This window comes from Micromonospora musae (assembly GCF_003626635.1).
Classification (GTDB): domain Bacteria; phylum Actinomycetota; class Actinomycetes; order Mycobacteriales; family Micromonosporaceae; genus Micromonospora; species Micromonospora musae.
This window is the reverse complement of sequence record NZ_RAZT01000007.1, coordinates 139,224-163,581: the sequence shown is the minus strand read 5'-3', so window position 1 is coordinate 163,581 and position 24,358 is coordinate 139,224. Positions and strand designations below refer to the sequence as shown.

At 72.9% G+C, this 24,358-nt stretch carries 22 protein-coding genes and 1 pseudogene; 13 read left to right on the top strand and 10 right to left on the bottom strand.

The genetic code is table 11. From position 1 onward, the window contains the following. Window positions 1–304: 304 nt before the first annotated feature. On the bottom strand, window positions 305–742 hold the full coding sequence (locus D7044_RS15335; protein WP_120673679.1) for an ATP-binding protein: 438 nt from the start codon (window positions 740–742) through the stop codon (window positions 305–307). Further along, the gene (locus tag D7044_RS15330) at window positions 739–1,095 is read right to left on the bottom strand and encodes an STAS domain-containing protein (RefSeq protein WP_120673680.1); all 357 of its coding nucleotides are present in this window, start codon (window positions 1,093–1,095) and stop codon (window positions 739–741) included. The genes D7044_RS15335 and D7044_RS15330 overlap by 4 nt, the downstream gene beginning before the upstream one ends. 168 nt (window positions 1,096–1,263) lie before the next feature. Here D7044_RS15330 and D7044_RS15325 point away from each other — a divergent pair, with 168 nt between their 5' ends. Both D7044_RS15325 and D7044_RS15320 read left to right on the top strand, forming a co-directional pair. After that, window positions 1,264–3,651 carry a DEAD/DEAH box helicase gene (locus D7044_RS15325; protein ID WP_120689454.1) on the top strand — a complete coding sequence of 796 codons (2,388 nt, stop codon included), beginning with the start codon at window positions 1,264–1,266 and terminating at the stop codon, window positions 3,649–3,651. A gap of 208 nt (window positions 3,652–3,859) precedes the next feature. After that, a complete protein-coding gene (locus D7044_RS15320; RefSeq protein ID WP_120689338.1) occupies window positions 3,860–4,438 on the top strand; it encodes an LURP-one-related/scramblase family protein in 579 nt (192 codons plus the stop codon). Between the two features lie 143 nt (window positions 4,439–4,581). On the opposite strand, the gene D7044_RS15315 is transcribed toward D7044_RS15320, so the two are convergent. The 7 genes and pseudogenes from D7044_RS15315 to ssd all read right to left on the bottom strand — a co-directional run bounded on the left by D7044_RS15315 (window position 4,582) and on the right by ssd (window position 10,328). Beyond that, window positions 4,582–4,950: an Rv3654c family TadE-like protein gene (locus D7044_RS15315; RefSeq protein WP_233562916.1), complete on the bottom strand. Its 369-nt coding sequence runs from the start codon at window positions 4,948–4,950 to the stop codon at window positions 4,582–4,584. Between the two features lie 275 nt (window positions 4,951–5,225). Next, window positions 5,226–5,597, bottom strand: a complete 372-nt coding sequence (locus D7044_RS15310) for a TadE family type IV pilus minor pilin (RefSeq protein ID WP_120689337.1) — start codon at window positions 5,595–5,597, stop codon at window positions 5,226–5,228. Continuing rightward, window positions 5,594–5,722, bottom strand: a complete 129-nt coding sequence (locus tag D7044_RS15305) for a DUF4244 domain-containing protein (protein WP_208418639.1) — start codon at window positions 5,720–5,722, stop codon at window positions 5,594–5,596. The genes D7044_RS15310 and D7044_RS15305 overlap by 4 nt, the downstream gene beginning before the upstream one ends. 64 nt (window positions 5,723–5,786) lie before the next feature. After that, window positions 5,787–6,632, bottom strand: coding sequence for a type II secretion system F family protein (locus D7044_RS15300; protein WP_407663301.1), 846 nt, complete (start codon window positions 6,630–6,632; stop codon window positions 5,787–5,789). After that, window positions 6,632–7,411 (bottom strand): annotated as a pseudogene (locus tag D7044_RS15295) (type II secretion system F family protein); the annotation flags it as partial. The gene D7044_RS15300 and the pseudogene D7044_RS15295, both read right to left, overlap by 1 nt. A 611-nt stretch (window positions 7,412–8,022) precedes the next feature. After that, a complete protein-coding gene (locus D7044_RS15290; RefSeq protein ID WP_120673683.1) occupies window positions 8,023–9,231 on the bottom strand; it encodes a TadA family conjugal transfer-associated ATPase in 1,209 nt (402 codons plus the stop codon). Beyond that, complete coding sequence (gene ssd, locus D7044_RS15285) at window positions 9,228–10,328, bottom strand: septum site-determining protein Ssd (protein ID WP_120673684.1); 1,101 nt, start codon at window positions 10,326–10,328, stop codon at window positions 9,228–9,230. The genes D7044_RS15290 and ssd overlap by 4 nt, the downstream gene beginning before the upstream one ends. Before the next feature lie 250 nt (window positions 10,329–10,578). Here ssd and D7044_RS15280 point away from each other — a divergent pair, with 250 nt between their 5' ends. The 9 genes from D7044_RS15280 to D7044_RS15240 all read left to right on the top strand — a co-directional run bounded on the left by D7044_RS15280 (window position 10,579) and on the right by D7044_RS15240 (window position 18,308). Next, a complete protein-coding gene (locus tag D7044_RS15280; protein WP_267901611.1) occupies window positions 10,579–11,067 on the top strand; it encodes a SigE family RNA polymerase sigma factor in 489 nt (162 codons plus the stop codon). After that, entirely contained in the window at window positions 11,064–12,122 is a 1,059-nt protein-coding gene (locus D7044_RS15275; protein WP_120689335.1) for a hypothetical protein, read from the top strand. Before D7044_RS15280 ends, D7044_RS15275 begins: the two co-directional genes overlap by 4 nt. A gap of 254 nt (window positions 12,123–12,376) precedes the next feature. Next, a complete protein-coding gene (locus tag D7044_RS15270) occupies window positions 12,377–12,973 on the top strand; it encodes a DUF6518 family protein (protein WP_233564996.1) in 597 nt (198 codons plus the stop codon). Between the two features lie 293 nt (window positions 12,974–13,266). Further along, window positions 13,267–13,683: a hypothetical protein gene (locus D7044_RS15265; protein WP_120673685.1), complete on the top strand. Its 417-nt coding sequence runs from the start codon at window positions 13,267–13,269 to the stop codon at window positions 13,681–13,683. Window positions 13,684–13,748: 65 nt separating this feature from the next. Next, window positions 13,749–13,916, top strand: coding sequence for a hypothetical protein (locus tag D7044_RS15260; protein ID WP_199716633.1), 168 nt, complete (start codon window positions 13,749–13,751; stop codon window positions 13,914–13,916). A 350-nt stretch (window positions 13,917–14,266) separates the two neighbouring features. Then, window positions 14,267–15,073 (top strand): HAD family hydrolase, encoded by an 807-nt coding sequence (locus D7044_RS15255; RefSeq protein WP_120673687.1) that lies wholly within the window; start codon window positions 14,267–14,269, stop codon window positions 15,071–15,073. 408 nt (window positions 15,074–15,481) lie between these two features. After that, complete coding sequence (locus D7044_RS15250) at window positions 15,482–16,420, top strand: SRPBCC family protein (RefSeq protein WP_120689333.1); 939 nt, start codon at window positions 15,482–15,484, stop codon at window positions 16,418–16,420. Next, the gene (locus tag D7044_RS15245) at window positions 16,417–17,781 is read left to right on the top strand and encodes a methyltransferase (protein ID WP_120689332.1); all 1,365 of its coding nucleotides are present in this window, start codon (window positions 16,417–16,419) and stop codon (window positions 17,779–17,781) included. The genes D7044_RS15250 and D7044_RS15245 overlap by 4 nt, the downstream gene beginning before the upstream one ends. After that, window positions 17,676–18,308, top strand: a complete 633-nt coding sequence (locus tag D7044_RS15240) for a TetR/AcrR family transcriptional regulator (protein ID WP_120673690.1) — start codon at window positions 17,676–17,678, stop codon at window positions 18,306–18,308. Before D7044_RS15245 ends, D7044_RS15240 begins: the two co-directional genes overlap by 106 nt. 19 nt (window positions 18,309–18,327) lie before the next feature. On the opposite strand, the gene D7044_RS15235 is transcribed toward D7044_RS15240, so the two are convergent. After that, on the bottom strand, window positions 18,328–19,074 hold the full coding sequence (locus D7044_RS15235; protein WP_120673691.1) for a Fic family protein: 747 nt from the start codon (window positions 19,072–19,074) through the stop codon (window positions 18,328–18,330). A gap of 222 nt (window positions 19,075–19,296) precedes the next feature. Here D7044_RS15235 and acs point away from each other — a divergent pair, with 222 nt between their 5' ends. Then, the gene (acs, locus tag D7044_RS15230) at window positions 19,297–21,288 is read left to right on the top strand and encodes an acetate--CoA ligase (RefSeq protein ID WP_120689331.1); all 1,992 of its coding nucleotides are present in this window, start codon (window positions 19,297–19,299) and stop codon (window positions 21,286–21,288) included. 266 nt (window positions 21,289–21,554) lie between these two features. Continuing rightward, on the top strand, window positions 21,555–24,347 hold the full coding sequence (locus tag D7044_RS15225) for an immune inhibitor A domain-containing protein (protein ID WP_120689330.1): 2,793 nt from the start codon (window positions 21,555–21,557) through the stop codon (window positions 24,345–24,347). The last annotated feature ends 11 nt before the right edge of the window (window positions 24,348–24,358 follow it).

Here is a 24,358-nt window from a genome sequence, read left to right as displayed (position 1 = left end):
CTCCTGTACCGAACACGCACCGGTCGGTGGAGACGCACCACCCGGCGCCTGAATGCGGACTCGCAAGCACTCGCCGACCCCACCGAACGGAGCAGCGACGAACACCAGTTCCCGCTGGCTGCGGGATGGATCACTTGCTGACAACCCGGGTACTGTAGCCCTCCGCAGTGTCCGAGGTCACACCGAGGGTCCACCCCGTGTCGATGATCTTCGTCGCTGTGTTATGAGGAAGAATCTGATATAGGAGCTGGTCCATACCGAACAGGCCGCGCCCGATCGGGCGCGGCCTGTGTGGACGGTGGAGTCAGCGGCCTACCGGCCAGACCATGCGCACCTCGGTGCCGATACCCTCGTCGACCGGACGGACCTGAAGGTCCTCCACGAAACCGGCGAGCAGGGCGAAACCCACACCGGTGGTGAGCGCCTCGTCGGTGAGAGACTCGTCGGCCAGCTCGTCCGGGGGCAGCGCGGCGAGCCCGATGCCCGCCTCGATCGGCGCCCGGTCGACGACCCGCACGGCGTACTGCCCGGAGTCGGACATCTCCATCAGCACCGGCTCGCGCAGGCCGTACTGACGGTGCAGGGCGACGGCGCGGGTGCACGCCTCACCGATGGCGAGACGTACCTCGTCGAGCAGGTCCTCGCGGACCCCGGCCCGGCGGGCGACCGCGACGCCCACCAGGCGGGCGGTGCGCACGTGCACCGGCGCCGGGGAGAAGGAGAGACGAACCGTCGCCATCACGCTCCGGCACCCGTCGAATCGGCGGCGATCGCCGCGTCGACCGTCGGATGCAGCGGGAAGACCTGGTCGAGCGCGGTGATCCGGAAGATCTTGAGCAGCGGCTCCTTGTCGCAGACCAGAGCAAAGCTACCGCCCGCCGCGCGCAGCCGCTTCAACGCGCCGACCAGCACCCCGAGGCCGGTCGAGTCGAGGAAATCCACCCGTCCGAGATCCACCACCACGCGCCGGGCGCCGCCGTCGATCAGTTCGAGGAGCCGTTCACGCAACCGGGGGGCGGTGTAGACGTCCACCTCACCACCGACCTCGAGCACCGTGTGCTCCCCCACGGCCCGGGTCGCCAGCGACAGCTCCATCTGTCCTCCTCGCAAGAGCCGTAAACTCTTCTGGGCATCTAACCACTACCGCCGCAAGACGCAGCGGTCACCGGCGGGCCTCCCCCATACCCCGGCCCCCGGCTTTTCATCTCCGAACACCAGTGCGAAAGTTCTCCAGTGACCCACGACAGCTTCAGCTCGGCGCGGCTGGCGCCGCGCCATGACCTGGAGCCGTCGACCCCCGCCACCGTAGCCGCGGGTCCCGGCCCCCGGCACGCGCCGGCCGAGCTGCTGGCCCGGCTGCGCGCCCGCGCCGACACCGACCCGGTCACCCACGTGGAGCGGGTACCGGCCCGGGCGGGCGTGCCGGCGCCGTGGCCGCAGTGGGTGCCGGAGGAGCTGCGGGCCGCGTTCGCCGGGCGCGGGGTGACCGCGCCCTGGCGGCACCAGGCCGAGGCGGCCGCCCTGGCGTACGACGGTCAGCACGTCGTCGTGGCCACCGGCACCGCGTCCGGCAAGTCCCTGGCGTACCAGATGCCAGCGCTCGCCACCCTGCTCGCGGACCCCCGGGCCACCGTGCTCTACCTGGCCCCGACCAAGGCGCTCGCCGCCGACCAGCTGCGCGCCATCGCCGAGCTGGAGCTGGAGGGGGTACGCCCCGCCTGCTACGACGGGGACACTCCGCGCGCCGAACGGGAGTGGATCCGGCGACACTCCCGGTTCGTGCTGACCAACCCGGACATGCTGCACCACGGCATCCTCCCCGGGCACGGCCAGTGGTCGGGCTTCCTGCGCCGGCTGACCTACGTCGTGATCGACGAGTGCCACACCTACCGGGGCGTGTTCGGCTCCCACGTCGCCCACGTGCTGCGCCGGCTGCGGAGACTGAGCGGCGCACCCGGCCGGGGCTCCGCCGCCGGCTCGCGGACCAGCCCCGTCTTCGTGCTCGCCTCCGCGACCTCGGGTGACCCGGCGACGGCGGCGCAGCGGCTCACCGGCCTGCCCGTGGCCGCCATCACCGAGGACACCTCACCCCGCGGCGGGGTGACCTTCGCGCTCTGGGAACCACCGCTGCTGCCCTCGGCCGACACCTCGTCCGACGCGGTCGACCTCGCCCCCGTACGCCGGTCGGCGCTGCGGGAGACCGCCGACCTGCTCGCCGACACGGTCGCCGCGGGCGTACGCAGCCTCGCCTTCGTCCGCTCCCGCCGGGGCGCCGAGGTGGTGGCCGCGAACACCCGGCGCGCCCTCGACGAGGCGGTACCCGGCCTGGGCGACCGGGTCGCCGCCTACCGCGGCGGCTACCTGCGCGAGGAGCGGCGGGAGTTGGAGCGGGCGCTGCTCCACGGTGACCTGCTCGGGCTGGCCTCGACCAACGCGCTGGAGCTCGGCGTCGACCTGGTCGGTCTCGACGCGGTGCTGATCTGCGGCTACCCCGGCACCCGGGCCTCGCTCTGGCAGCAGGCGGGGCGGGCCGGACGCTCCGGGCAGGAGGCGCTCGCCGTGCTGGTGGCCCGGGACGACCCGCTCGACACCTACCTGGTGCACCACCCGGAGGCGGTCTTCGGGCGGCCGGTGGAGGCGACCGTGCTCGACCCGGCCAACCCGTACGTCCTCGCGCCGCAGCTCGCCTGCGCCGCGGTGGAGGCCCCGCTCACCCCGGCCGACCTGGCGCTCTTCGGCGACGGGGCGAAGGAGGCCGTCGACGAGCTCGTCGCGACCGGCGCGCTGCGGCAGCGCCCGACCGGCTGGTACTGGCGGCACCGCGAACGGCCTCAGGTGGACCTGCGGGGCGAGGGCGGTGCGCCGGTCGCCGTGGTGGAGGCGGCCACCGGGCGACTGCTCGGCACGGTGGACGGCGGCTCGTCGCACTTCCTGCTCCACCCCGGCGCGGTCTACCTGCACCAGGGCGTCTCGTACGTGGTGGACGAGCTGGACCTGGCCGACGGGTGCGCGCTCGTGCACGTCGAGGAGCCGGACTGGTCCACGCACGCCCGGGACGTCACCGACGTCTCGGTGGTGTCGGTGCGTTCGTACGTCGACGCCGGGCCGGTCGGGATGTTCCTCGGCGAGGTGGACGTGACCAGCCAGGTGGTCTCCTACCAGCGACGGCGGATCGCCACCGGCGAGGTGATCGACACTCGGCCGCTGGACCTGCCGGCCCGTGAGCTGCGTACGGTCGCCGTCTGGTTCACGCTCTCGCCGGAGTCGTTGGCCGCGGCCGGCGTCGACCCGGGGGACGTGCCCGGGGGGCTGCACGCCGCCGAGCACGCGGCGATCGGGCTGCTGCCACTGATCGCCACCTGCGACCGCTGGGACATCGGCGGGCTCTCCACCGCGCTGCACCCGGACACCGAGGCACCGACCGTCTTCGTCTACGACGGACACCCGGGCGGGGCGGGCTTCGCCGAGCGCGCGTACGGCACGGCGGCGACCTGGCTGCGGGCCACCCGGGACGCGATCGCCGAGTGCGCGTGCGAGACCGGCTGCCCGTCGTGCGTGCAGTCCCCGAAGTGCGGCAACGGCAACAACCCGCTCTCGAAGGCGGACGCCGTCCGGGTGCTGGACGTGGTGCTGGCCAACCTGCCGTCCTGACCACCCGCTGGCCGACACGGCCGCCGGGACGGGCCGGCCGGAAGGGTCGCCGAGCGGGACGGGTCGGCAGGTCCGAGTACGGGCGGTGGTCGGCTCTTGCCGCAGCGTACGAGCCACGGCCGAGCGGCCGGAGGCGGGCGATCGGGGGAGGGTGCGGGGTGTTGTGGTGTGCAACACTCCGGCGTCCCTAAACGAGGAGAACACGAAAATGCAGCCCGACATGTTGCAGGCTCAGCAGCGTTTCCACATCCGCCAGCGGGTGCGGCTGATGGTCAACCAGTACGAGGTCCTCGCGGTGGCGCCGGACGGCTCGGAGGGGCAGCTGCTGGCTTTCGCCCAGCAGAAGCGGCTCGCCTTCAAGGAGCAGGTCACCCTGTACACGGACGACTCGAAGCAGCAGCCCGTCCTCGGCTTCAAGGCCCGCCAGGCCCTCGACCTCGGCGCCACGTACGACGTCACCGATGCGACCGGCAACCCGGTCGGCCTGTTCCGCAAGAACTTCGCGCAGTCCCTGCTGCGTTCCACGTGGCACGTCGAGCAGGCCGGCCTGCCGGCGGTCACCGGCCAGGAGCGCAGCCTGCCGGTGGCGCTGCTGCGGCGCTTCGTCGACTCGCTCTCCTGGCTGCCGTACCACTTCGACTTCATCGCCGACGGTCAGCCCGTCTTCTCCGTGGTGAAGAAGTGGGGCCTGCGTGACCGGTACGTGGTCGAGATCCAGCACCCGCAGATCGACCGGCGGCTCGTCATCGCCATGGCCATCGCCCTGGACGCGCTCCAGGCCCGCTGAGCCCGGCACCGCCCCGGTGAGGCCGCCGGTCAGGCAGCGTCATCGGGGCGCGGCCCGCGCCCTGGCCCTGGCGGCTGACGTCGAGCGCTCAGCCTCGCAGCCGGCCGGCCGGGGAGCTGGCCGTGGCGACCCACGCCGAGCGCTCAGCCGCGCAGCGGGCCGGCCCGGGCGCTGGCCGTGGCGACTCGGGTCAGGCCGGGCAGCACGGTGACGCTGACCTCGGCGGTGACCAGCACGTCGAGGTCGTCGAGCCGGCAGACCAGCAAGCGTCCGCCGTTGCGCCCCGCGATCTCGGCCGCCGCCGAACACGCCGCCTCGTCGCCGTCGAGCGCTCGCCCGGCACCGGCCAGCGCGCCGAAGTCCGCCGCCACCGCCGCCTGCTGACGCGCCGCCCGAGCCGCGCCCACCGCCGCGCCGAACATCCCGGCCAGGACGAGCGCCAGACCGACCACGAGCAGGCACACGCTTGCCCCGCCCCGCTCCCGGTGCGGCTCCTCGACCGACCGACACAGCCGGTGCGGCTCCTTGACCGGCCGGCACGCGCGGCCGCTGGACGCGCCGCGCGTCACGCGATCGGCGCCCGCGTCCGCCTTTCGGCCCGGGCCCAGACCGCGTCGCACACCGCCGCACATCCGGTCGTCGGCACCCACGCCCTTTCCACGCCATGGACCGGGGCCCCCGCGATCGGCGCCGGCCGCCGGCCCGCGCCTCGCGGGGATCACGAGGGGTCCGCCTCCGCGATGCCGGTGTTCCGCGCCGGTGACGTTCGGCCGCTGGTCGGGGCAGCTCACGACGGGGCCGCTTCGGCCGCACCGGGCTCGATCGCGGCCACCGCGGTCGCGGTCACGGTGATCCGGGGCAGCCGAGCGCCGAGCGCGCGGACCGGCGCCCGGACGGTCACCTGCACCCGCCCGCCGCCGGTGGTGACGGTGAACTCCGATCCTGCGGGAGCTGCCCGGGCCCCGGCGGCGGGACCGTCCTCGCCGCGGGAGGCGGCCAGGGCCGCCTCCCGCGCCGCGTGCAGGCAACCGGCTCGGGTGCTGACCGCGTCGACGGCCGTCAGCCCGGCGAGTAGGAGCAACAGCAGCGCCGGCAGGCCGGCCGCCAGTTCGGCGGTGAACGAACCCCGGTCACGGCCGGCCGGCCGGCGCCGGATCACTTGAGCGCCCGGTCGATGACGGCCGTCAACGCGGACTGGACGTTCCCAGACGTCAGGACCTTCAGCAGGATGCCTGCGAAGGCGACCGCCGCCAGCGTGCCGACGGCGTACTCGGCGGTGTTCATCCCGGCGTCCCCGCGCAGGCGGGCCAGCAGTTTGCGCACGTTCGTACCCCTTCCTCGATGTTTCTCAGAGCACGTCGCCGAGAACGGCGACGATCACCGGCACCAGGCCGGCGAGAATGAAAGCCGGCAGGAAGCAGAGCCCCAGCGGCAGCACGATGAGCACGCCTGCCCGCCGGGCCGACGCCTCGGCGGCGGTGGCCCGGTCGGCGCGCAGGTCGTCGGCGAGCCGGGTCAGCGCGCCGGCCAGCGCCGCACCGCTGTTCGACGACCGGTACGCGGCAGCGGCCACCCGCTCCGCGCCGGGCACCCCGTCGAGCGCCGACCACGCCTCCTCCGGTCCACCGCCGAGCAGCAGCGTCCGGCCGACCCTTCCGAGTCGAGTCGCGAGCGGGCCGTCCAACGCCTCGGCGACCGCGAGCACCGACCTGTCCACGGGTGCCCCCGCACGCATCGCCGCGGCCAGCAGATCCGCAGCGAGTGGCAGGTCGGCTGCCTCCCGGAGCCGACGGTTGCGGTCCGCGGGCGGCTCGATCCGGCGTAGCAGCCGATCCAGCAGGATCGTGGCCGGCACGGAGGCGAGCAGACCGAGCCAGTTGCCCGCGACCACGACGACCGCCAGACCGCCCAGCACCGAGGCCAGCCGGATCAGGTCGGGACGCCGTCCGCGTTCGGAGCCGGCACCGTCGCCCGCCGGACCGCCCGCGCTCACCGTGCTGCCCCCTGAAGACCGCGCCGGGCGGCCGAACCCGAGCCACCACCGACGCGCCCCCGACTCGTCGTGCGGCAGAGCTGACCCGGGCGGGCGGGAGTCGCGGAGCGCCCGAAGCCGGTCCAGCGGCCGGCGGCCCGTCGTCGCGGCGAGTAGGGCCGCCGCGGCCAGGAGAGCGGCAGCCAGGACGGCCCGAGACATCAGGCACCCCGGGCCGGTGCGGCGCTGAGCCGTTCGGCCCAGAAGAGCCCAGCGGCTTGGAGAGCGACGGCGAGCACCGTGCAGGCGCCCCCGATCGGCGTGCGCAGGAGCACGTGGACCGGATCGACGCCGATGCCGTACCCGAGCCCGATGCCGCCGAGCGGAAGTGCTGCCAGCAGCCAGGCGGTGGCTCGTGCCCCCGCCGCCTGCGCGGCCGCAGCGGCGAGCCCTCGATCGGTCGACCGGGCGTCGGCCTCGATCCGCTCGACCAGGTCGGCGAGCGGCGCGCCGGTCCGGTCGGCGAGCCGCACGGCGGCCGACGCGAGCCGGTGAAGACGGTCCGGCCCGTCGGGCTGCTCCGCGGGGTCGCTCAACGGCGGGACCGGAAGCCCGGCCCGCAGATCGGCGGCGAATCCGCAGAGCTGATCCAGCCGCCGCCGGCGAGCCTGCTCGACGTGCCGGGTGGCACTCCACCGAATGGCCGCGCGCATGCCCAGAAGTGCGTACGCCGCCAGCGCCACGGCGGCGACCGGGCCGCCGAGCAGGCCGCCCAGACCGGCACCGGCCAGCCCGGTCAGGAGCAGCGTGCGCCGAGGTGCCCGACCCAGCACGCGACCCCAACGGGGACCGCCGCTCAACGGTGTCGCGCCCGGTTGGCGTTGGAGGGTGACGCTCGGCTCCGGAGTCCCACCCAGCCCCGCAGGACCCCTCGCGTCCCGTCTGGCGGGCGGGCTCGACGGCCCGGGCGCCCGTCCCGGCCCGGGGCCCTGCCGGGTGGGGCGGGACCCGCGGGGGGCCACGTCCCGGCCGGGCGGCCACCCCGCGCTGCCGCCGTGGCCGGTTGCCCGCTCGCGGCGGCCCGACCCGACCGGTGACGCCTGGCCCGGTTGATGCGGACGGCGGGCGGAGCGCCGGCCGGCCGTCTCCTGCGCGGCGTCGGTGGGGACTGTCACCGGGCTCGGCTCGGTGTCGAAGCCCGACCATCCGCTGGGCACGCCAGGTCGGTCGCCGCTGGCCGGCTGGCCGGGCGGGGCAGCGTCCGCGTCAGCCGTCGAGTGCCGGGGCGACGCCGCCGGCTGCGACCGCACCACGGACGGCGCGGCTTCGGCGGTGCGGCTCGCCCCGGCCGTCACGTCACGGGGCGGAACGACGCCGCCCGGTCCCGTGCGCTGCCCGGGTCGGGCGTTCAGCGACCCAGGAGGGTCGTCGGACGTGTTCCCGAGTTCGGTGACCCAGGCGATGAGCGCCTCGTCCGCCGAGCGGCGTGCCCGACGTCCCGCGCCGCCGATCGTGGACACCACCGCGCGGCGGCGGGCCCGGGCGCCGCGCAGCGGCCAACCGACCAGGACGGCCGCCACCAGCAGCGCCAGCGTCGACCAGAGCGCCGGGCTCATGCCGGCCCCGCCGATCCGGGCCAGGGCTCGCTGAGGATCGGCGGCACCGGCACGTCCCGCTCGCGCAGCAGCGTGGCGAGCGCCCGGGCGGCCGGGCCCGCGCCACGTCCACGCGCCCAGGCGGGCACCACCGTGATCAACCGGTCCGGTTCCCCGGGCAGTAGCAGACAGACCGACTCCAGCACCCGACCGCGGTCACTGCGGCGCACCTGCAGGAGCACCTGCAGCGCGGCGGCGACCTGGGCGTGCAGCGCGGCACGCGGCAGCCCACCGAGCATTCCCAGCGCCTCCAGGCGGGCCGGCACGTCGGTCGGGGCGTTGGCGTGCAGCGTCCCCGCACCACCGTCGTGGCCGGTGTTCAGAGCGGCGAGCAGATCCACCACCTCGCCGCCTCGGCACTCACCGACGACCAGCCGGTCGGGTCGCATCCGCAGCGCCTGCCGGACCAGGTCGGCCAGGCCGACCACCCCGGATCCCTCCACATTGGCGGTTCGCGCCTGCAGCCCGACCACGTGCGGATGCCTCGGCCGCAGCTCGGCGGCGTCCTCCACCAGCACGATCCGTTCGGTCGCTGGTACGAGCCCGAGCAGAGTGTTGAGCAGGGTCGTCTTGCCCGACCCCGTGCCTCCGGTCACCAGGTAGGCGAGCCGGGCCGCCACCACGGCGGAGAGCACGGGCGCGACCGATCGGGGCACGGTGCCGTGCTGCACCAGCTCGTCCAGGGTGAAGGGCCGCTGCCGGAAGGTGCGCAGCGACAGGTACGGCCCGTCCGTCGCCACCGGAGGCAGGACGGCGTGCAGCCGGGTGCCGTCGGCGAGCCGGGCATCCGCGTACGGGGAGCCGTCGTCCAGCCGCCGGCCGGCGCTCGCGGTGAGCCGCTGCGCCAACCGCCGTACGTCGTCGACCGAGCCGAGCGGGACCGCCACCTGATGCAGGCCCTGCCCCCGGTCGACCCACACCCGGACGCCGTTGACCAGCACGTCAGTCACCTCCGGGTCGGCCAGCAGCGGGGCGAGCGGACCGGCGCCGACGAGCTCGTCGCGTACCCGGTCGGCCATCCGCAGCACCGCCGTGTCACCGAGGACAGCGGCGGTGGGCTCGGCGCGGACGGCGGAGACGATCGCGGCCGGGGTGACCGGGGTCGCGGAGGAGGCCATCCGCTGCCGCACCCGGGCGGGGAGACCGCCGTCCGACCGGCCGCTCACGCCGCACCGGCCGTGGGCGCGCCGGTGAGCTCGGCGACGATGCGCTGGCAGAGGGTGGCCAGCGGCCCCCGCCCGGTGGCGGCCGGTGCCTCTCCCCGCTCCAGCCCCCGCACGATGGCGGGCTCGGGTCGGAGCGTGCCGGCCAGCGGAAGTCCGAGGGCCCGCGCCACCTCACCGGCCCGCAGCCGCCCGGGGGCCGGCCCGCGCACGATGACCGAGAGGTCGGTGCAGTGCAGGGCGGCGGCCGCCGCGACCCGGGACGCCGCCGCGATGGCGCGCAGCTCCGCCGGGACGACCAGGTAGGCCCGGTCGGCGGCCTGCAGGGCGAGGACGGCCGCGTCGTCGAGCTGCCGGGGCAGGTCGACGGCGACGAAGTCGCGGCCGCGCCGGGCGGCGTCGAGGGTGGCCGCCATCGCCGGGGCCGGCAGGGCGAGCAGGTCACCCCGATCCCAGGAGAGCACCACCAGGTCGCCGCGGCGGGGCAAAGCCCGGACCAACGCGGGGGCGTCCACCCGGCCGTCGGCGTCGGTGAGCGACGGCCAGCGGAGCCCGTCCAGCTGCTCCCAGCCGAGGACCAGGTCGAGCCCGCCGCCGAGCGGGTCGGCGTCCACCAGCAGCGTCCGCAGTCGGGTACGGGCCGCGGTGACGGCGAGCCCCCCGGCCAGGATGCTCGCCCCGGCGCCGCCCCGGCCGCCGAGCACGGCGACGATCCGGGCGGCGGCTCCCGGTGGGTCGGCGCCGTGTTCGGCGAAGCGGTCCACCAGCCACGGCTCGGCCGCGGGCAGGGTGGCGACGTGCTCGGCGCCGATCAGCTCGGCCACCTGCCAGCCGGGATCGAGCTCACCGGCGCGGCCCACCAGGACCAGGTGTTGGCGCTGCGGCAGGCGGGCCCGGAGGCAGGGCTGTGCCTGGTCGACGCCGACCAGCACGAGCGGCGCCGGCAGCCAGCGGGTGCGCGCGGCAGCCGGATCGGGGGCGAGGTCCACCTCGGCACCACCGGCGGCGGCGAGCCGGAGCAGGTCGTCGAGGAGTACGCCGTCACCGGTGACGACCAGCGGGCGCCGGCCGGGTGACGGGACGGAGGTACGGGGTGGCATCGCGGCCTCCAGCGGTCAGGGCTCGAAGTGCTGCCCGAGACGTTGCTCGCGATCCGGGCCGCCGGCCGCCCCACGGCGGTCGGCTGTGGACAACTGCGCCGGCTGTGGACAACGCCCGCCCCGGCAATGGATCTGCTAAATGAAGTCGCGCCCGGCCCAGGCGGCGTCCGCAGCCGACGGCGACGGCGACGGCCGAGCGGTGTCACATCCTTCGGCGCTCGTGACGTTCCATGGGGCAGGAGGTACGAGAGTGGAGAGCTTCGACGAGGTGATGGCCGCTCGGCTGCCGGCGCTGTCCCGCTACGCGGCCGTGCTGACCGGCGACCGGGACCTCGCGCAGGACGTGGTGCAGGACGCGTTGATTCGGGCGCACGCGCGGTGGGGGCGCATCGCCCGGATGGACCGTCCGGATCTCTACCTGCGCCGGATGGTTTTCACGGAGTACCTGTCGCTGCGCCGACGCCGAGCGCGGCGGGCCGCGCTGGAGCAGGCCCGGCGGCCGGTCGACGAGCACGGCCCCGACCACGCCGTCGGTCATGCCGAGCGCGACGACCTGTGGAGCCGGTTGGCCACGTTGCCGCCTCGGCACCGGGCCGTACTGGTACTGCGCTACTACGAGGACCTTTCCGACGGCGAGATCGCCGAGGTGTTGCAGTGCGCCGTCGCCTCGGTGCGCGTCTACCGGGCCCGCGCGTTCGCCGCGCTGCGGCTTGAGCTGGAACTGGAGGAGAGCCGATGAACGCAAGACTGAACCGGGCACTCGCCGAGGGGGAGCGCCACACGCCGGACGCCGACGCGGTCATGGCCGGCGTACGGGCGGGCATCGCCCGCAGCCACCGGAGACGGCGGTATGCGTCCGCCGGCCTCGCGGCGTTCACCCTGCTGGCGGTGAGCGGCACGGCGGTGCTGGTCGCCCGGCCCGAGCAGCCTGCGTCCCGCCCCGCCGACAACCTGGCGGCAAACGCGCAGACCGGCCCGGTGCCACCTCAGGAGTGCCGGCTGAGCCTCGGCTGGCTGCCGGAGGGACTGGTCGAGCCCAGCCGAATTTGCGGCCCCACCGCGCAGAGCGTCCTCTACCCGATGTACGACGGCCCCTACCTGAGCGTCTCGATCGACCAGTCGGGCTGGCAGGGCCCCCGGAACACGCGAGGATGGGAACCGGTCACCGTCAACGGCGAGGCCGGCTACCTCGTGACCCGTGCGACCCGGACGTTCGTCAAATTTCCGCTGCCGTCGGGGCGCTGGGTCTCCGTCGAGTACGGCGTCGGCATGCCGGGGGCGAGGGCGACGGCCGGGCTGGAGGCGACGGCCCGCCGGATCGCCGAGCACATCAGCGAGACGCCCACCGAGTCGCTCAACGCCCCGTTCGCCCCGACGTACCTTCCGCCCGGGCAGCGTCTGGCAAATCTGCGGCGAGACGGAGACGGCGCGTCCGTGACCTACCAGGATGGCTCGGGCCGGATCATCGGCGCGACGAGCACCTCGACGACGGAGGACGGCGTAATCGGCGAATTCCTGGAGTTCGACGACGGCGCCGGGTATCGCATCTCCTGGACCTCGAACCCGCCGGGCGATTATCTGCCGCTGAAGCAGGGCGAGCGGATCGCGGACATCCAGGGACGTCCCGCCCATCGGTTCAACGAGGACGGGATCGTCGTGGTCGACGGATTCCACGGCGGCCAACTCACGGTTTCGACGAGATACCCGGTGTCGCTCCACCGAAAGCTGCCGAAACCGGCCAACCCGACGCCCGAGTTGGTGCGGATCGCCGAAGGGGTGCGCTGGTTGGGCTGACGGCAACGGCACCTGCACCGGCCGCGCAGGCCGCGGCTGCCACCGGACGGAGTTGGCTGTGGACAACAGTTCCCGCTGTGGACAACGCCCGCCCCGGCAGTGGATCTGCCAAGCCTCGTGCCGCACGCCCTGCTCGGTCCGCACAGACACCGTCCGCGCTCGGCGGAAGCGCCGCCCGGTCGTGCGTCGGGGACGCCGGACAGCCGCCGGTGAATACTGGGTATGCTCTGCCCGTGCGGCCTGATCATCGAACGGTGGCTCTCATCGCGCCGATGGGTGGTCTCCTGCTCGGATTCCTCGACTTCGTGTGGATCAAGTGGGTGCCGTACCCCTTCGCGGAGCTGGGCAACTCCACCGCCACCTGGGCGGTCGCCGCCTTCGTCCTCGGCTACTGGATCCGGTCGGGCTGGTTACGCGCGGCGCTCGGCGCCGCCGCCCTGCTCGTCACAGCGGTACCCAGCTACTACGTCGCGGCGGCCCTCCTGCAGGGCGACGACCTGGCCGCGGTGTGGGCCCCGGCATCGCTGGTCTGGATGCTCTTCGGCGTTCTCGCCGGCACCGTCTTCGGCATCGGCGGCACCTGGGCGCGCGCGGCCGGGTGGCGCGGGGTCCTCGGGACCGCGCTGCCTGCCGCGGCACTCTTCGAGGAGGCGGCGCGGTTCGTCGGCAAGGTCGCGGATCCGAACTATCCCTCGGGTGCGGAGTGGAACGTCGCCATCGACGCCGGGCTCGGCGTTCTGGCCGTCGTACTGATCAGCGGAGCGAACCGCAGGCGGGCGCTCGCGCTGGTCGCCGCCCTCCCCCTCGCCCTCGCCATCTTCGTCGGATTCGCGCTGGCCGGCCGCTTCTGAGCACGGCGACACGACACGCCCCGCGTGGCGCAACCCGTAGAGGGGCGACCCCGTCGGGAGCTGCGGTCTCGCGCTGTCGAGTGGACCTTCGCTGATCGATGTCGGCGATTGGCGTTGGAGTGAACGATCTCCTGTTCTGTGCCGGCGTTCGCTGCTCGTCGCCGCGCGTCTCGATGACTACTTGCTGACTTTGAGCCTTGATGACGTAATGATTCTCGCGAGGTACCGGGGCCCCGGTCGACAGGTACGAGGGCTCAGACACGAGGCCGGCGTGGACGTGGAGGAGCGGGAACATGACGACGCATTTCCAATCAGTACCGTCCGGCGCACAACTAACCCTGCTCGGCGGCCCGCTCCTGGCGGCGGCGACGGTCGGCACCTGGCTCGCCTGGCTGAGCTGGAACACCGGCTACCGGACCGACCCGGAGACCGGCGCGGTCAGCGGCCCGTACGCGGTGTGGCAGGTAGCCGGGTGCGTGCTCACGCTTGCCGTGATCGCCGCCGCCGGCGGCTGGTGGCTCAGCCCCTGGCTGGTCGCGCCGGTGATGGCGGTCGCCTTCACGGTTCCCTGGGCCGTGCAGGCTGCGTCGAGCGATGACAGCGGGCTGTGGGGGGTAGGCGCGATGTTGGTGCTGGTAGGCACGGCGGCCGGCAGCGGGGTGGTCAGCCTGGGTACCCGCCTGCTCCGCCTGCGACTGACCGGGGCGTGACCCAGCAGTACCTACCCGCACACCACTCCTGCCGCGAGTGCCGCCGTGGCCCTTCGTTAGATGTCATGGGCCACGAGCAGGCGTCAACGACGCTCAACCGTTACACGCACACCCCGGACGACTACGCGGTCCGGGTCCTGGATGCCTTCACGTTGCCTGCTGACGATCTGCTGACTCCTGCAGAGGGAACAAACTCGGAAAGCACCCTCGACGAGGACGAGGAGGGGCTGTGACCTGGGCCGCAGCGCTTGACCCACAAAGGGACGACCCCCGTCGGGGGGAGACGGGGGTCGTCGGGAGGTTCGGCTCCGGGGGGGTCGAGCCGAACCAACTCAGCGGTCACGGGGGGTGCAACCGCTGAGGGTCTGCCTACTGTCGGATATGAGCACTCGTCGTGCGGACAAGTCTGCCTGAGCGGACCTGTTACGTCGAGTGGTGTTCACTCCACTCCCCGCGAATTTGTTTTCGCAGAGTGTGATCGCGGTCACGGTGCGCAGAGGTGACCGGGTCCGGCCGCCGATCTGGCGATCATTGGACCCCGGGCACCCGCCGACCATAGACCATCGGACTAGACTTTCGCGCCGTGGGCCGAGGTGCCGCTTTTTTCGATCTGGACAAGACCGTCATCGCCAAGTCGAGCGCGCTGGCGTTCGGCCGTCCGTTCTACCGGGACGGGCTGATCACACGTCGTGACGTGGTCAAGTCGGCGTACGCGCAGCTGATGTTCCGGCTGGGCGGCACCGACGAGCAGACCATGGCTCGCACCCGGGACTACCTGGCGACACTGTGCAAGGGCTGGCCGGTGGAGCAGGTCCGCCAGATCGTCGCGGAGACACTGCACGAGCTGATCAATCCGTACGTGTACGCCGAGGCGGCTGCGCTCATCGAGGAGCATCAGGCGGCCGGGCGGGACGTGGTGCTGGTCTCCGCCTCCGGCGAGGAGATGGTCCGCCCGATCGGTGAACTGCTCGGGATTACCGACGTGATCGCCACCAGGATGACGGTGGAGGACGGCCGGTACAGCGGCGAGGTCGAGTTCTACGCGGCCGGCCCGAGCAAGGTCGAGGGCGTGAACCGGCTCGCCGAGGAGCGGGGCTACGACCTGGCCGACTCGTACGCCTACTCCGACTCGTACAGTGACCGGCCGCTGCTGGAGTGCGTCGGTCATCCCACCGCGGTGAACCCGGACCGGCAGCTGCGCCGGCTCGCCACCGAGAACGCCTGGCCGGTGCTGGAGTTCCGCCACCCGATTCCGCTGGGCCGGCGGCTGCGCGAGCGTCCGGCGGTGCCGGTGGCCGCGGCGGCGCTCGGCGTCGGCGTCGGGGTGGCGATCGGCATCGCCTGGTACGGGCGACACCGGCGCACCCGGGCGGACTCCACCGCCACCTGACTCGACCCCCTTCCGCCACCCGGGCGGTCAGGTCACGAAGACCGCACCACTGTCATGCCGGGCACCCGACCGCGCCACTTCCGGCCCGGCACCTCCACCGCGGGCTCACACCTACCGGCTCCTCCACCGCGCGACCGCCGGCCAGCCGGCGCACCCAGCGCTGACGGCCGCCGCCAGGCGTGCTGCGCATGCCGTGCGAAACAGACCGGAAGGCCCTGAGTCCATCGCGACCCGTCGCGGCGCAACCTCACCCGTCCGGCACCGAGCCGTGCAATCCACGGCCCCGGCCACGAAGGCCTGACCGCGCCCGGCCCACAGCCGGCTGCGCCGCCGTCAACCCACTTGAGCACTCGCTCAAATCTCCCTATGCTTCCGTCTTGAGCGAGTGCTCAAACACGGGGAGGAAACATGCCGGAGCAGGACGAGCCGAAGCCGGAGCAGGACGAGCCGAAGCCGGAGCAGGACGAGCCGAAGCCGGAAAGAACGATCGCCAACTGGATCCTGGCCGGTCTGATCACGGCCTTCGGCCTGATGGTCTTCACGGTGGCGGTACGCGACGGCCACGCCGACAGCGCCCTGCTCTTCGTCGCGCTCCCGGTGATCCTGGCCGCGGCGCTCGCCCTCACCCCCGGGCGCACGTCCCACGGCCGGGTCTTCGGCGTCACCACCATCGCGCTACTGCTGGCCGCGGTGGCGCTGCACGAGGGCGCGATCTGCGTCTTACTCGCCGCGCCGCTGGTCTACGCGGTGGCCCACGGCAGCACCGCACTCATCCGGGCGGTCCGTCGCTCCTCACGGACGTACGCCGTGATCGCCGTACCGCTGCTGCTCCTGCCCGGCCTGGAAGGTAGCGGGATCGGGCCGCGGATCGACCCCGTCCAGTCCGTCGAGGTGACCCGCGTCGTCGGCCTGCCGCCCGAGGAGGTGGCGGCCCGCATCGCGGCCGGGCCGCGACCAGCCGCCATCCGGTCCGCATCGCTGCGGCTGCTCGGCGTTCCGACACCCGGGCACGTCGTCGGCGACGGCGTGGAGCCAGGAGATCGCTGGGCCTTCGGATACCACGGCAGCGCGCATGGCCCGGGCGGCCACCTGCTCGCCGAGGTCGAGGTCAACGAGCCTGGACACCTCGGCTTCCGCTTCGTGGAAGACACCTCGATCACGGGCCGCTGGCTGACGTGGCGGCACGCCGACCTGCGCTGGCAGCCCGCCGGATCCGACCGTACGCAGATCCGCGTCACCGTGCGGTACGAGCGTGGTCTCGACCCGTCCTGGTACTTCGGTCCCCTGCAGAACGCGTTGCTCGGTGAGGGCGTGGAGCACCTGCTCGACATGATGACGCTGCGATGACGGCTGCCCGTTATCTCGCCCTGGCGGTACCGCTGCTGGCGGTGCTCGCAGCCGCAGGGTTCGAGCGTGGTCGCGACGCCCGAGCCGCCGCTCTGCTGGCCTTCGTGGTCAGCATGATCGGGATCGCCGCCCTCAACGACGCCGCCCGGCTGGCCGGCTGGTTCGCCTTCGCCCCGGTCGGCGGCGCCTGGCGCGGAATGCCGGTCGACCTGTGGATCGGCTGGGCTGCCCTGTGGGGCCCACTGCCCGTTCTGCTGCGCCGGGTGCTCCCGCTGCCGCTCACGCTCGGCCTGCTGCTCTGGCTCGACGCGGTCGCGATGCCCGCGCTGACGCCACTGGTCCGGCTCGGACCGCACTGGCTGGTCGGCGAGGCGGTCGGCCTGATCGCCGTCGCCCTGCCGGCGCAGCTGCTCGGCAGGTGCAGCGCCGATCGCCGCCACCTGCGTACGCGGACGCTGCTCCAGGTCGGTCTCTTCAGCGCGATGCTGCTGTGGTTCCTACCCACGCTGGCCTTCGAGCTGGGCGGCGGGTCGTGGGCCCGGCTCAGCGCGATGCCCATGCCCCTGTTGCTGCTGGTCGCCCAGGTTGGACTGCTGGTCGCCGCACCGGCACTCGCGGCGGTGCGCGAATTCGCGGCCCGGGGCGGCGGCACGCCCTACCCGTGGGACCCGCCCCGCCGGCTCGTCACCACCGGCCCCTACGCCTACCTGGCGAACCCCATGCAGCTCGGCGCGGTGACGCTCGTCCTGGTCGTCGCCGCGGCCACCCGAAGCCCGGCGCTCGTGGCCGTGGCGGTGACCGCGGTCGCCTTCAGCGCGGCCGTGGCCCGGCCACACGAGGAACACGACCTCGCGAGGCGGTACGGCCTGCGTTGGCGGGACTATCGGCGGCAGGTGCACGACTGGTGGCCGCGCTGGCGACCGTATGCCACCGGCGCTTCCGCGGTCCTCTGGCTCGATGACGACTGCGGCCCCTGCGCGGCGGTCTGGCGCTTCCTCGACCGCCGGGCCCCGGTGAACCTCACCATCGCACCCGCGGCGGAGCACCCGCAGGTGCTGTGGCGGGCCGGGTACGCGGGCGGCGACGGCCACACGGATCGGGGGGTGGCCGCCGTCGCCCGCGCACTCGAACACGTCAACCTGGGCTGGGCCCTGGTGGGCTGGACGCTGCGACTGCCGGGGATCACCTGGCTGGCACAGCTGGTCAGCGATGCGATGATCGCACCGCCCCATCCGGCGAGTCGGCGAGGAGAGCGATGTCCGACACCAAGCAACGGCTGCTCGACGGGACGATCACCGCGATCCGCCAGTACGGCATCGCCGGTGTGTCGGCCCGTACCATCGCCGCGGCCGCCGGGGTGAACCAGGCGCTCGTCTTCTACCACTTCGGCACCGTGGACGACCTGCTCACGGCCGCCTGCCGGGCGAGTACCGCCGAGCGGGTGCGGCACTGGTCGGCCAGCCTGGAGCAGGTCCGCTCCCTCCGGGAGCTGCTCGCGGTCGGGCGCGAGCTGCACGAGCAGGAACGGGAACTGGGCAACGTCTCGATCCTGGCCCAGATGCTGGCCGGCGCACAGGGCGACGAACGGCTCGCCGCGCCCACGGCGGCGTCGCTCCAGCTCTGGGTGGACGCAATCAAGATCGTCCTGCTCCGGCTCCTCGACGGGTCCCCGTTCGCGGAGGTCGCCGACGTGCCCGGGCTGGCCCGGGCCGTGTCCGCCGCGTTCATCGGCCTGGAGCTCTACGACGGGGTGGACCGCGCGGGCGCCGACCAGGCGCTGTCCGCGCTCGACCAGCTCGCCGTGCTCATCGAGGTCGTCGACGACCTCGGTCCGATCGCCCGGCGAGCGCTACAGGGCAGGATCAACCGGGCCACGCGACGGAGCTGACGGCCGGATCGCCTCCTTCTCAGGACGCCGCCAGCACCTCGTCGCCGATCCGGGTGAGTTCGTCCGCGGCCACCTCGACCGCCGTCATGTAGTGCCGCAACCAGGAACGGAGCCCGTCCGGGGTGCCGGTGGCGAAGGCCCCGGCCGAGCCGACGTACTCGGGTTCCCGTTCGTGATGGCCGACGTCCACGGCGAGCAGGCCGCGCGGGTCGGTGCCGCTCGCCAGCAGCACCAGTCGGGCCGCGCCGCGGGCGACCACGCCGGACGGGCCGGCGAACGGCCGCAGCGCCAGCAGTTCGCCGTGCACCACGGCCGCGAGCACCAACGGGGAGACCCGGGTGCCGCCGGCCACGAGCGCCGCGAGGTTGTCCAGGCGGGCGGCGACCACGGCATCGGCCACCGGCCGTCCCAGCTCCGGTTCGGGTACGAGGTCGCGGGCGGCGAGGACGTGCAGTCTCGCCAGTGCCTGCCGGGGCGCCTTCGGCCAGAGCTCGGTCAGCCCGGGCAGCGCCCCGGCGACCCGCAGCGCGCCCTGGAGCACCGGGTCGGTGACCGTACCCGCGCGGACCGCCTCGCGGTCGTACGCGTACCCCTCGAGGGCGGCGCTGGCCACCGCGGACCGGAGGCTCACCTCGCCGGTGACCTGTCCCCCGTGCCGGCGCAGCGCGCGGTGCCGCAACGCCTCGTCGAACCGTTCCCGGGCCCGCTGCGCGGCGGGGGCGACGTCGGCGAGTTCGAGCAGCGGAGCGAGCGGGTCGGTGGTCACCCCGTCACGCTAGCGACCCCGGTGGGGGCGACGGCGGCCAACCGCCGCCGGGGCGAGCGACACCACCGGAGACGGACGCGCCGGGCACACCCACGGGTGCAGTTGGGCGCGCGACGTGGGCCGTTGGGCGCGGGGGCGGACTCCCGGCGGTCGCCTCGCCTGGCCAGCCGGACTAACCTCTCCTGACGAGACTCAGGTCACCCCGAGCGACGAGGAGCACGGATGAGCGAGGCATTGGCCAACTTGCTGAACGAGACGCGCCAGTTCCCGCCGCCGGCCGAACTCGCCGCGAACGCCAACGTGAAGGCCGACGCGTACGACGAGGCGGCGGCCGACCGGCTGGCTTTCTGGGAGCGACAGGCCGGGCGGCTGACCTGGTCGCAGCAGTGGGAGCAGGCGCTCGACTGGTCGAACGCGCCGTTCGCGAAGTGGTTCGTGGGCGGCCGGCTCAACGTGGCGTACAACTGCCTGGACCGGCACGTGGAGGCCGGTCGGGGCGACAAGGTGGCGATCCACTGGGAGGGCGAGCCGGGTGACACCCGCACCCTCACCTACGCCGACCTGCACAAGCTCACCTGCCAGGCGGCGAACGCCCTCACCGAGCTGGGGGTGACGGCCGGGGACCGGGTGGCGATCTACCTGCCGATGATTCCGGAGGCGGCCGCCGCGATGCTGGCGTGCGCCCGGATCGGCGCGACGCACAGCGTGGTCTTCGGCGGTTTCTCCGCGGACGCGCTGACCAACCGGATCCAGGACGCCAGCGCCAAGGTGGTCATCACGGCGGACGGCGGCTACCGGCGGGGCAAGCCGTCGGCGCTCAAGCCGACCGTGGACGAGGCGGTGGCGAAGTGCCCGTCGGTGGACCATGTGCTGGTGGTCCGCCGCACCGGCCAGGAGGTCGCCTGGTCGGAGAAGGACCACTGGTGGCACGAGACGGTGGAAACCGCCTCGCCGGAGCACACCGCGGAGTCGTTCGACTCCGAGCACCCGCTCTTCATCCTCTACACCAGCGGCACCACGGCCCGGCCGAAGGGCATCCTGCACACCACCGGCGGCCACCTGACCCAGGCGTCGTACACCACGCACGCGGTCTTCGACCTGAAGCCGGAGAGCGACGTCTACTGGTGCACCGCGGACATCGGCTGGGTGACCGGCCACTCGTACATCGTGTACGGGCCGCTCTCGAACGGCGCCACCCAGGTGATGTACGAGGGCACCCCGGACACCCCGCACAAGGGCCGATTCTGGGAGATCGTCGACAAGTACCAGGTGACGATCCTCTACACCGCGCCGACGCTGATCCGCACCATGATGAAGTGGGGCGAGGACATCCCGGCCGGGTACGACCTCTCGTCGCTGCGGCTGCTGGGCAGCGTCGGCGAGCCGATCAACCCGGAGGCGTGGATCTGGTACCGCCAGCACGTCGGGCGGGGCGAGCTGCCCGTCGTGGACACCTGGTGGCAGACCGAGACCGGGGCCATCATGGTCTCGCCGCTTCCCGGGGTGACCGAGGCGAAGCCGGGCAGCGCCATGGCGCCGCTGCCGGGCATCGTGGCCGACGTGGTGGACGACCAGGGTCAGTCGGTGCCGAACGGTGGCGGCGGCTACCTGGTGCTCAAGGAGCCCTGGCCGTCGATGCTGCGCACCGTCTGGGGCGACGACAACCGTTTCCTCGAGACGTACTGGTCCCGGTTCGGGGCCGGCGCGGGCGGCGGGTCGGGTGACTGGGTCTACTTCGCCGGTGACGGCGCGAAGAAGGACGACGACGGGCACATCTGGCTGCTGGGCCGGGTCGACGACGTGATGCTGGTGTCCGGGCACAACATCTCGACGACGGAGGTGGAGTCGGCGCTCGTCTCCCACCCGTCGGTCGCCGAGGCGGCGGTGGTCGGCGCCACCGACCCGACGACGGGACAGGCGATCGTGGCGTTCGCGATCCCCCGGGGCAGTGTGGAGAGCGGGGGCGAGGCGGGCGAGCAGCTCATCGCGGATCTGCGTAACCACGTGGCGAAGACCCTCGGCCCGATCGCCAAGCCCCGGCAGATCCTGCTCGTGCCCGAGCTGCCGAAGACCCGCTCCGGCAAGATCATGCGTCGGTTGCTGCGGGACGTGGCGGAGAACCGGTCGCTCGGTGACGTCACCACGCTCCAGGACTCCTCGGTGATGGACCTCATCGCGTCCGGCATGAGCGGTGGCAAGTCCGATGAGGACTGACCTCTGACGTACCGGATGGAGGGTGGTGGCCCACGGGCCGCCACCCTCCGTCATTTCTTACGGGTTGCGACACCACCCGATACCCGGTGTCACATCGGTCGGTCGGGTGAACCGAAAAAAGCTGAATGGACACAGGGGGCTCCGACCCCTGTCGCTCGGGTGCTCTCGTGATTTACGTTCACGCCGGCCGCGCCCGCTTCGATGAACATCACATCGATGGCGGGCCGGCCGTGGTCCCGCCATCCCATGCCCGAGATCGGAGCGGCATGAACAAACGACCCCAGTCCCGCGGGCGTCGACGGCTACTCGTCGCGCTGCCCGCCATCGCCCTCGCCGCCACGTCACTGACCGTGACGAGCAGCGCCTCCGCCGAGACCAGCTCGGCACCGCGGGCGGTGATCGGATCCGACGAGTACTACATCAACTACGCCGAGCCGGAGGTTCAGCCGGACACGGATGGCCGCGAGGTCAAGGGCAAGGACGGCGTCTACGCCCCGGCCCACGAGAAGATCCGTGAGTTCGACCGCAAGCACGCTCGCGGCAACCCCGTGACGGCACGGGAGCTGGCCAAGATCGAGGCCAAGTCGATCAAGAGCGGCAAGAACCCCCGGAAGATCAAGCAGGCGCCGAGCACCCAGAAGGCGAAGCTGCTGACCCTGCTGGTGGAGTTCAACGACCAGGCCAACGACGACTTCACCGACGTCATGGTGCCGCGGACGGTCTTCGAGGACCGCACCTGCGTCCCCGGCACGGTGCAGAACGGGCCGAAGCACAACAACCTCCCGAACCCGGCGAAGCTGGGCTACGAGGACAACAACACGATGTGGGTGCCGGACTTCTCGCCCGCGCACTACGACAAGATGCTCTACACCACGACCGGCATCACCGAGCGGGTGCGCAAGGACCTGAAGGGTCCGGACGGCAAGCGCGGCATCGACCTCTCCGGCCGCACCATGCACAACATGTACCTGGAGATGTCGAAGGGCGCGTACACGGTGGACGGGCAGGCCAGCCCGTGGATCACCGTGCCGCACTCGGAGGCCTGGTACGCGGCGAACCGCTGCTTCCAGGACGAGAACGGCAACTGGGTCGCCGGGCGTGAGCAGTCGATGAACGGCCACCCGGACAACCCGGCCGGCGCCGGCCGGCTCGCCACCGACGCGATCACCACGCTGGCGACGTCCGACCCGGACTTCCCGTGGGCCGACTACGACATCGAGGACCAGGCAGACCGGGACGGGGACGGCAACTTCTTCGAGCCCGACGGCGTGATCGACCACCTGGTGCTGGTGCACGCCGGCAAGGGCAAGTCCTCCGGCGGCGGCGCGCAGGGCGTCTACGCGGTCTGGGCGCACTCCTCCTCGGTGCCGGGCGGCTTCACCATCCCGGGCACCGACCTCCAGGTGTCGAACTACATCGTGCAGCCGGAGGACGCCGGAGTGGGCGTCTTCGCCCACGAGTTCGGCCACGACCTCGGCCTGCCGGACCTCTACGACACCTCGGGCAACGCCGACTCGGACGTGGACTTCTGGGACCTGATGGCCTCGGGTTCGCACTCCGGTGAGATCTTCCAGGCGCTCCCCACCCACATGGGTATCTGGGACAAGTGGGTGCTCGGCTGGGCCGATCCGCTGACCGTCGCCCCGGGCACCCGGCCGCAGTACGTGGAGCTCGGGCAGACCTCGCGTACGCCGGTCGGCACCGAGGACGGCATCAAGATCGACCTGCCGGACAAGGTCAGCACGCTGGCCGAGCCGCACAGCGGCGCGAACATGTGGCACAGCGGCAACGACCAGGAGTGGGCCGACGTCAGGCTGACCCGTTCGGTGGCGGTTCCGGCGGCGGCCGACGCGAAGTTCTGGATGTGGAACAACTACGTCATCGAGGCGGACTGGGACTACGGCTTCGTCGAGGTCTCGACCGACGGCGGGACCACCTGGACCGAGCAGAAGGTCTACGACGAGGCCGGCAACGTGGTCACCACGCCGGACAACTACCCGGACCCGAACGGCCGGATGAACGACTTCGGTGGCAAGAAGTACGGCCTGACCGGCAGCACCGACGGCTGGCGGCACGACTACGTCGACCTGTCGTCGTACGCGGGCACGACCATCCAGCTGCGGCTGCGCCAGGCCACCGACGAGGCCTTCGAGGAGCGCGGCTGGTTCGCCGACGACTTCTCGGTCACCGGCGGCGGCGCCACCACCTGGAGTGACGATGTCGAGAACGGCGCCAACGGCTGGACCCCCGCCGTCGGCACCTGGGTCGACACCACGGGCGAGGGCTGGAACATCGACAGCGGCACCATGGTTCAGGCGCACTACTACCTGGCCGAGTGGCGCAACTTCGACGGCTTCGACGAGGGCCTGAAGTACGCGTACGACACGGTCTACTCGCGCGACGCGTGGAAGGTCGACCGGATCTCGTACAACGCCCCGGGCATGCTGGTCTGGTACCGGGACACCGCCCTCGGCGACGTCAACCACGTCACCGGGCAGCTCACCTCGCTGCCCAGCTACGGCGCGAAGGGCGGGTTGCTCATCGTCGACTCGCACTTCGACCCGCTGCGGCGCAAGGGGACGGCGGCCGTCAAGGACCCGTCGGTGACGGACAACCTGCCGAGCCGTCCGCAGTCGTCGAACGCGGCGTTCTCGCTGAAGCCGACGTACCCCTTCCAGGAGTGCCTGGAGGCGGCGGGCGAGCCGTACAGCGCGTACTGCACGAAGTTCGGTGCGGAGCCGGCGGTGAAGACCTTCACGGACGCCAAGGGCTGGTACCCGGGCATCGAGATGCGTGACGGTCAGCCGTACGCGCGGGACAGCGACGCCTCGGTCGTGCTGCCCTCGCGGAACAACGCGGCGTACACCACCCGGGTGACCCGCCCGAACGGGAAGCCGGCGCCGGAGTTCTACGGCATGACGTTGGGCGGTGGCGCCATCACGCTGGGCACCGGCAACCCCGGCGACATGCGCGTCAACTACGGCGTCTCCATCAAGATCGAGAAGAGCGCGAAGGACAATTCGGCCACCTGGGTCTACGTGACTCCGTCCAAGCGGTGACCTGACCGTTC

Bases quoted from the DNA above. Each gene is read 5' to 3' on its own strand.
- ssd (WP_120673684.1), bottom strand. From the start codon at position 10,328: ATGCCACCCCGTACCTCCGTCCCGTCACCCGGCCGGCGCCCGCTGGTC.
- D7044_RS15330 (WP_120673680.1), bottom strand. From the start codon at position 1,095: ATGGAGCTGTCGCTGGCGACCCGGGCCGTGGGGGAGCACACGGTGCTC.
- D7044_RS15260 (WP_199716633.1), top strand. From the start codon at position 13,749: ATGGGCCACGAGCAGGCGTCAACGACGCTCAACCGTTACACGCACACC.
- D7044_RS15300 (WP_407663301.1), bottom strand. From the start codon at position 6,632: ATGTCTCGGGCCGTCCTGGCTGCCGCTCTCCTGGCCGCGGCGGCCCTA.
- D7044_RS15240 (WP_120673690.1), top strand. From the start codon at position 17,676: ATGTCCGACACCAAGCAACGGCTGCTCGACGGGACGATCACCGCGATC.
- D7044_RS15250 (WP_120689333.1), top strand. From the start codon at position 15,482: ATGCCGGAGCAGGACGAGCCGAAGCCGGAGCAGGACGAGCCGAAGCCG.
- D7044_RS15320 (WP_120689338.1), top strand. From the start codon at position 3,860: ATGCAGCCCGACATGTTGCAGGCTCAGCAGCGTTTCCACATCCGCCAG.
- D7044_RS15305 (WP_208418639.1), bottom strand. From the start codon at position 5,722: ATGAACACCGCCGAGTACGCCGTCGGCACGCTGGCGGCGGTCGCCTTC.
- D7044_RS15225 (WP_120689330.1), top strand. From the start codon at position 21,555: ATGAACAAACGACCCCAGTCCCGCGGGCGTCGACGGCTACTCGTCGCG.
- D7044_RS15275 (WP_120689335.1), top strand. From the start codon at position 11,064: ATGAACGCAAGACTGAACCGGGCACTCGCCGAGGGGGAGCGCCACACG.
- D7044_RS15265 (WP_120673685.1), top strand. From the start codon at position 13,267: ATGACGACGCATTTCCAATCAGTACCGTCCGGCGCACAACTAACCCTG.
- acs (WP_120689331.1), top strand. From the start codon at position 19,297: ATGAGCGAGGCATTGGCCAACTTGCTGAACGAGACGCGCCAGTTCCCG.
- D7044_RS15245 (WP_120689332.1), top strand. From the start codon at position 16,417: ATGACGGCTGCCCGTTATCTCGCCCTGGCGGTACCGCTGCTGGCGGTG.